We start from the raw sequence: 7,106 nt of genomic DNA on the forward strand, positions 1-7,106 counted from the left end.
AATTTTGCTAAAGGTACAATTGGCGTATGTGAAGCTATTGCAAACCTAACAGACGCTACAACTATTATCGGTGGTGGAGATTCAGCAGCAGCAGCTATGGATTTAGGTTTCGCTGATCAATTCACTCATATTTCTACTGGTGGAGGAGCTTCTCTAGAGTATTTAGAAGGCAAAGAATTACCAGGAGTAGCATCAATTTCTGACAAATAAGATAAACTTTAGGTAAATGAAAGGAAGTTATTTTCTATGCGTAAACCAATTATTGCAGGTAACTGGAAATTAAATAAAACAGCTTCAGAAGCAGTAGCTTTTGTTGAAGCCGTTAAGTCAAACATTCCTTCAGCAGAAAAAGTTGACTCTGTTATCGGAGCACCAACTTTATTCTTACATGAATTAGTAAAGGCTGCTAAAGGTACAGAATTAAAAATTTCAGCTCAAAATGCTTACTTTGAAAATTCGGGTGCATTTACTGGAGAAACTAGTCCAGCAGCATTGAATGATATCGGAGTAGACTACGTTATTATTGGACACTCAGAACGTCGTGAGTATTTCCATGAAACAGATGAAGACATTAACAAGAAAGCTCATGCTATTTTTAATAATGGTATGACTCCAATTATTTGTTGTGGCGAAACGTTAGAACAACGTGAAGCTGGGCAAACAAATGAATGGGTAAGCGGACAAATTAAAGCAGCGATTGCTGGTTTAACTGAAGAGCAAGTTGCTAAATCTGTTCTCGCTTATGAACCAATTTGGGCAATTGGAACGGGTAAATCATCTACATCTAAAGATGCAAATGATACGTGTTCTGTTGTTCGCGAAACAATTGCTAAAGAAGTTTCTAAAGAAGCTGCTGAAGCTGTACGTATTCAATACGGTGGCAGTGTAAAACCTGAAAACATCGCTGAATATATGGCTCAATCAGATATTGATGGCGCATTAGTCGGTGGAGCAAGTCTAGAACCAGAATCTTTCTTAGCATTATTGGGGGCAATTAAATAATGAAAAAATCACCAGTAGCCATCATTATTCTTGATGGATTTGGATGGCGTAACGAAGTCATGGGTAATGCAGTAGCACAAGCTAAAAAGCCTAATTTTGATCGCTACATGGACACTTATCCTCACAGTCAATTAAAAGCTTCTGGTTTAGACGTTGGTCTTCCAGCAGGCCAAATGGGGAATTCCGAAGTTGGACATACCAATATTGGTGCTGGACGCATTGTTTATCAAAGTTTGACTCGTATCGATAAAGCGATTGAAGACGGTGAATTCCAAGTAAATCCAGTTTTAAGTGGAGCAATGAATCATACGATTGAAAATCAATCAGATTTACATTTATTTGGACTATTATCTGACGGTGGTGTGCATAGTCACATTAATCATTTAATTTCTTTAATTAAAACTGCAAAAGAAAAAGGAGTACGCAACATTTATGTTCATGCTTTTCTTGATGGACGCGATGTAGCGCCTAACTCAGGAATTGGTTATGTTGAGCAATTAGAAAAAGCGATACATGAAATTGGTGCAGGTGAAATCGCAACAGTTTCTGGACGTTTTTATGCAATGGATAGAGATAAACGTTGGGAACGCGTCGAAAAAGCTTATAATGCTATTGCTCATGGAGAAGGCGTTAAAGCAAACAGTGCGATGGAAGCCGTTCAAGCAAGTTATGCATCAGAAAAATTTGATGAGTTTGTCCTTCCAACGGTTATTGAAAAAGAGGGTAAACCTGTAGCTACTGTAAAAAGTAATGACGCTATTATCTTTTTCAACTTCCGACCAGACCGCGCGATTCAATTATCTAATGCGTTCACAGATGATGAGTGGGAACACTTTGATCGTGGCGTAAGAGCTCAAAATGTTAAATTTGTTACAATGACTTTATACAACCCAAGCATCAAAGCTGAAGTTGCTTTTGCACCAATTCCAATGACCAACGTAATCGGAGAAGTCCTTTCTAACAAAGGATTGAAGCAATTGCGTATTGCGGAAACAGAAAAATACCCACATGTTACATTCTTTATGAATGGTGGACGTAACGAAGAGTTTCCAGGAGAGAATCGTATTTTAATTCCTTCACCTAAAGTAGAAACCTATGATTTAAAACCTGAAATGAGTGCTTACGAAGTAACAGATGCATTAGTGGCTGATATTGAAGCAGATAAATCTGATGCGATTATCTTGAACTTTGCTAATCCAGATATGGTTGGTCATTCAGGTATGTTAGAACCAACAATCAAGGCTATCGAAGCGGTGGATGAAAACTTAGGACGTGTTGTTGATGCAATTGTTGCTAAAGGCGGCTATGCTATTATATTTGCTGACCACGGTAACGCAGATACAATGCTTACTCCAGAAGGAAATCCACACACTGCTCACACAACTGTACCTGTACCTGTAATTGTAACCAAAAAAGGTGTTACATTACGTCAGGACGGACGTTTAGCAGACATAGCTCCAACAATGCTAGATCTTTTAAACATTGAAAAACCAAAAGAAATGACTGGTGAAAGTTTAATAATTAAACCATAATTTCAAGCTTTTGGTGCAATGGAATAAGTTAAAGAAATCTATTTAGCTATAAAACTATTGACTTGCGCAAGTTGACTGAAAAATGATTTACGGTAGAATTTATACTATTAAAGTTAGCATGAGTCTGCAGCTCATTCTAACGAATACAGTATAAAGTTAAATCAGGAAAATTTATAAATAAATAGACGGAAATTAATGGAAAAACATTGCATCTTAAGTAAAAATTAACTAGAATGAAGCCATGGGCAAGATGTCCTAGGTAAAAAATATTGAAACTCAAAGGAGAGTAATATAAATGCCATTTATTACAGATATTTTAGCTCGCGAAGTACTAGACTCACGAGGAAACCCAACAATCGAAGTAGAAGTTTACACAGAAAGCGGAGCATTTGGCCGTGGAATGGTTCCTTCAGGCGCATCAACTGGTGAGCATGAAGCAATCGAATTACGTGACGGAGACAAAGATCGTTACCTTGGAAAAGGAGTTACTAAAGCTGTTGATAATGTAAACAAAATTATCTCAGAAGCTATCTTAGGATTTGACGTACGCGATCAAATGGCAATCGATAAAATGATGATTGACTTAGATGGAACACCAAACAAAGAAAAATTAGGAGCAAATGCCATTTTAGGTGTTTCTATTGCTGTTGCACGTGCAGCTGCTGATTTCTTAGATCTTCCTTTATACCAATATTTAGGTGGATTTAATGCTAAAACTTTACCAACTCCAATGATGAACATCATTAATGGTGGATCACATGCTGACAATAGTATTGATTTCCAAGAGTTCATGATTATGCCTGTTGGAGCTCCAACTTTCAAAGAAGCTTTACGTATGGGAGCAGAAATTTTCCATGCATTAGCAGGTATCTTGAAAGCTAAAGGCTTAGCAACTTCTGTTGGTGACGAAGGTGGATTCGCTCCTAACCTTGGATCAAACGAAGAAGGATTTGAAGTTATTATCGAAGCAATCAAAAAAGCTGGCTACAAACCTGGTGAAGATGTTCTTCTTGCTATGGATGCTGCTTCTTCTGAATTCTACAACAAAGAAAAAGGTGTTTATGACTTAGCTGATTCTGGCGAAGGTGAAAAAACAGCTGATGAAATGATTAAAATCTATGAAGACTTAGTTGCTAAATACCCAATCGTGTCTATTGAAGATGCTTTAGACGAAAATGACTGGGAAGGTACTAAGAAATTAACGGATGCTTTAGGCGACAAAGTTCAAATCGTTGGTGACGACTTATTTGTTACAAACACTGAAAAATTAGCTAAAGCAATTGATATGGGAGTTGCAAACTCAATCCTTATCAAAGTTAACCAAATTGGTACATTAACTGAAACTTTTGATGCTATCGAAATGGCTAAAAAAGCTGGCTATACTGCTGTTGTTTCTCACCGTTCTGGTGAAACAGAAGATGCAACAATTGCTGATATCGCTGTTGCAACAAATGCTGGTCAAATTAAAACAGGATCACTTTCACGTACAGACCGTATTGCTAAATACAACCAATTGTTACGTATTGAAGATCAATTAGGCGACTTAGCTGTTTATGGTGGAGCAAAAGCTTTCTATAACTTAAAAAAATAATTAAATTGGATCATTTTGTAAGTTAACCCATTTAACTTACACTTGAAACAAAAATAGTTTGAAAACCTTTGTTGGTCGGACCCATTCCGAACAACAAAGGTTTTTTTAGCGATACACTATCAAAATAGTGTATCGCTTTCAAAATGTGGTATACTCATATTGATAATAGAAAAAAGGCGGGAAACGGATGAAGCGCAAAGATTTGATTTATCAATATGTTAAAAAAAATACAGCAAACTTGACTAAAGAAGAAATTGAATTCGGTAACGGATTAACAACAAGTATAATTGCAGAACATCTAGACATTATACGCAATAATGTTAGCAAAGAATTGAATGAACTAGTTCGTGAAGAAAAAGTAATCAAAATAAGTGGCCGACCTGTTAGATATGTAGATGCTACATGTATGACTTGGAAACCATTAACAACTAAAGTAAATTCTTACAAAGAAGATATACTCCTAACTGAAACCAAAGAGACGTTGAAAAAGAAACGAAAAAATAAACTAGATAAAAATTTGTTTGACTATATGATTGGTTCAAATGGTAGTTTGAAAAACCAAATGGAGCAGGCTAAAGCAGCAATATTTTATCCCCCAAAAGGGCTAAATAGTTTAATTATTGGTCCAACCGGATCAGGTAAAACATTTTTTGCAAATGCAATGTATGAGTATTCTCAATCAAAAAGTGTTATTGATAAAAATAAATCAATGATTATATTTAATTGTGCGGACTATTCTCAAAATCCACAGTTATTAATGTCGCATTTATTTGGACATGCTAAAGGATCTTATACTGGAGCAACAGAAGACAAAGATGGTTTGCTTCTTAAAGCAGACAAGAATATGCTGTTTTTAGACGAAATCCATCGCTTACCACCAGAAGGTCAAGAGATGCTTTTCTATTTTATGGATACTGGAACTTTTCAACGAATGGGAGATACAGAAGAGCGTTTAACGGCTAATGTCCGTATTATTTGTGCTACGACAGAGGATCCTGATTCTGCATTGTTGAAAACATTTGTCAGACGTATACCTATTACAATCCAACTTCCCTCATTTAATGATCGCCCACCCAAAGAACGTGTTCAGCTAGTAAAATTACTTTTGTCCATCGAAGCAAAAAGAATAAATAAACGAATCGTAGTAGATGAGAATGTTGTTAAAGCCTTACTAGGTAGTGTTACTTATGGGAACGTAGGACAATTAAAATCTAATGTTCAATTAGCTTGTGCTAAGGGTTTTTTAAATAGTATGGATAATCACAAAGAAGTAGTAATTGTTATGGATGATTTAACACCAATCATACAAGATGGCTTAATTAATCTAGCTAAGCATCGTGAAGAATTAAATGAGATTTCTAACCACTTAGAGCCTAGATTAGTTTTGCAACCGGATAATTCTGTTTATATTTTAGAAAAAGATGCTTATGAACTGCCTTTTAATCTATATGAAATAATAGGAGATAAAGCAGCGTTGCTAAAAGCTGAAGGTGTGAGCGCTGAAAATATTGAAAATTTTATCACAACAGATATTAACTTGCATCTAAAGTCGTTTTATAGAACTAATAAGTTGAATTTCGATAATGAAAAAAGTTTAAAAGATATTGTCGATCAAGAAATTATTACATTAACAAAAGAAATACGAGCTATGGTAGAAGAACACTTGGAATACCAGTTTAAAGATAACTTCTTGTATGCGATGAGTCTGCATTTAAGTTCATTTATTAAGCGGGCTAAAGAAGGCGTCGTACAAACTAAGACGAACAAAGAGTTAGAAAATTTAATTTCTAACTATAAAAAAGAATATTCTGTAGCTTTGATGATCAAGGATCATATCAAAACAAAATATCAAATTGTGGTTCCTGAAGTAGAATGCTGGTACTTAACGATGCTATTGGTTTCATTAAAAGAACAGAATTTAGTTGGACAAGTCGGAATTATTGTAGCTGCCCATGGTAGAAGTACGGCAACGAGCATGGTCCAAGTAGTGACTAAATTATTGAATGTTCAAAATATCATTGCTGTTGATATGCCTTTAGAAATGAGTCCTCATCATGTTTATACTGTGATACAAGATGCTGTTCAACGAGTAAACGAAGGAAATGGTGTCCTGTTATTAGTAGATATGGGCTCATTAACAACGTTTGGTAATAAATTAATGAGAGAAATGGATATACCTATTAAGACTATTGATATGGTAACTACGCCTGTTGTATTAGAAGCAGCTAGAAAAATTTCATTGATGGATAGCTCATTAGATGAAATTTATGATACGTTAAAAAACTTTAGAGGATACAGCAACTTTTTAGATTACCCTCATCCATCAAAAAAAGAAGATGTAACTGAAAAAGTCTACCTACCAAAAGCGATTATTACAATTTGTTCAACTGGAGAAGGTACGGCTGTTATTATAAAGCAACGCGTTGAAGAATTACTGTCTAACTTTATAGATGAAGAAATTGAAGTGATTTCTGTATCTTTATTAAATATGGATGAAACAATTAGAAAAATAGCAGAAACCTATCAAATACTAGCGACTGCAGGTGTAAGTAAACCCTCTATTCGAGTTCCTCATTTGACTTTAGAAGAATTGTTTCAATCTTTTGGCAAAGAGCGAATTAAGCAAGTCGTTTTGGATAGTCAAGAGTCAGAATCGAATTTAGTTGAATCTATTGATACAAAAGAGTTATGTGAAGAATATTTAGGTATGTACTTTACTTTTTTAAACCCTCAAAAACTAATAACTATTTTATGGGAGTACAGTGAAATAATAGAAATAGACATGAAGCAAACGTTTAGTAACAGTTTGAAAATTGGACTCATCATGCATATAGCGGGTGTGTTAGAACGAGTGCTTTTAAATGACACACTTTCTTCAGAGCAAGAAGAGGATCAAGAGAATAACCCTTATTTTGACGCAGTCACTAAGGCGAATGACTTGGTAAAAGCTAAATTGAATCTTATCATTCCTGATAATGAAA

5 protein-coding genes are annotated in these 7,106 nt (G+C 35.2%); all 5 read left to right on the forward strand.

The window, feature by feature from the left end:
• The coding region (pgk, locus tag WBF61_RS09930) for a phosphoglycerate kinase (protein WP_424256134.1) at positions 1–210 on the forward strand (210 nt) is incomplete at its 5' end.
• A 36-nt stretch (positions 211–246) separates the two neighbouring features.
• Positions 247–1,002, forward strand: coding sequence for a triose-phosphate isomerase (gene tpiA, locus WBF61_RS09935; RefSeq protein WP_424256136.1), 756 nt, complete (start codon positions 247–249; stop codon positions 1,000–1,002).
• The gene (gene gpmI, locus WBF61_RS09940; protein ID WP_424256138.1) at positions 1,002–2,534 is read left to right on the forward strand and encodes a 2,3-bisphosphoglycerate-independent phosphoglycerate mutase; all 1,533 of its coding nucleotides are present in this window, start codon (positions 1,002–1,004) and stop codon (positions 2,532–2,534) included. The genes tpiA and gpmI overlap by 1 nt, the downstream gene beginning before the upstream one ends.
• Before the next feature lie 295 nt (positions 2,535–2,829).
• Positions 2,830–4,125, forward strand: a complete 1,296-nt coding sequence (eno, locus tag WBF61_RS09945) for a phosphopyruvate hydratase (protein ID WP_424256140.1) — start codon at positions 2,830–2,832, stop codon at positions 4,123–4,125.
• Between the two features lie 187 nt (positions 4,126–4,312).
• On the forward strand, positions 4,313–7,106 hold a 2,794-nt coding region (locus WBF61_RS09950; RefSeq protein WP_424256141.1), incomplete at its 3' end, for a sigma 54-interacting transcriptional regulator.

This window comes from Carnobacterium sp., from assembly GCF_049673005.1.
GTDB lineage: Bacteria > Bacillota > Bacilli > Lactobacillales > Carnobacteriaceae > Carnobacterium_A.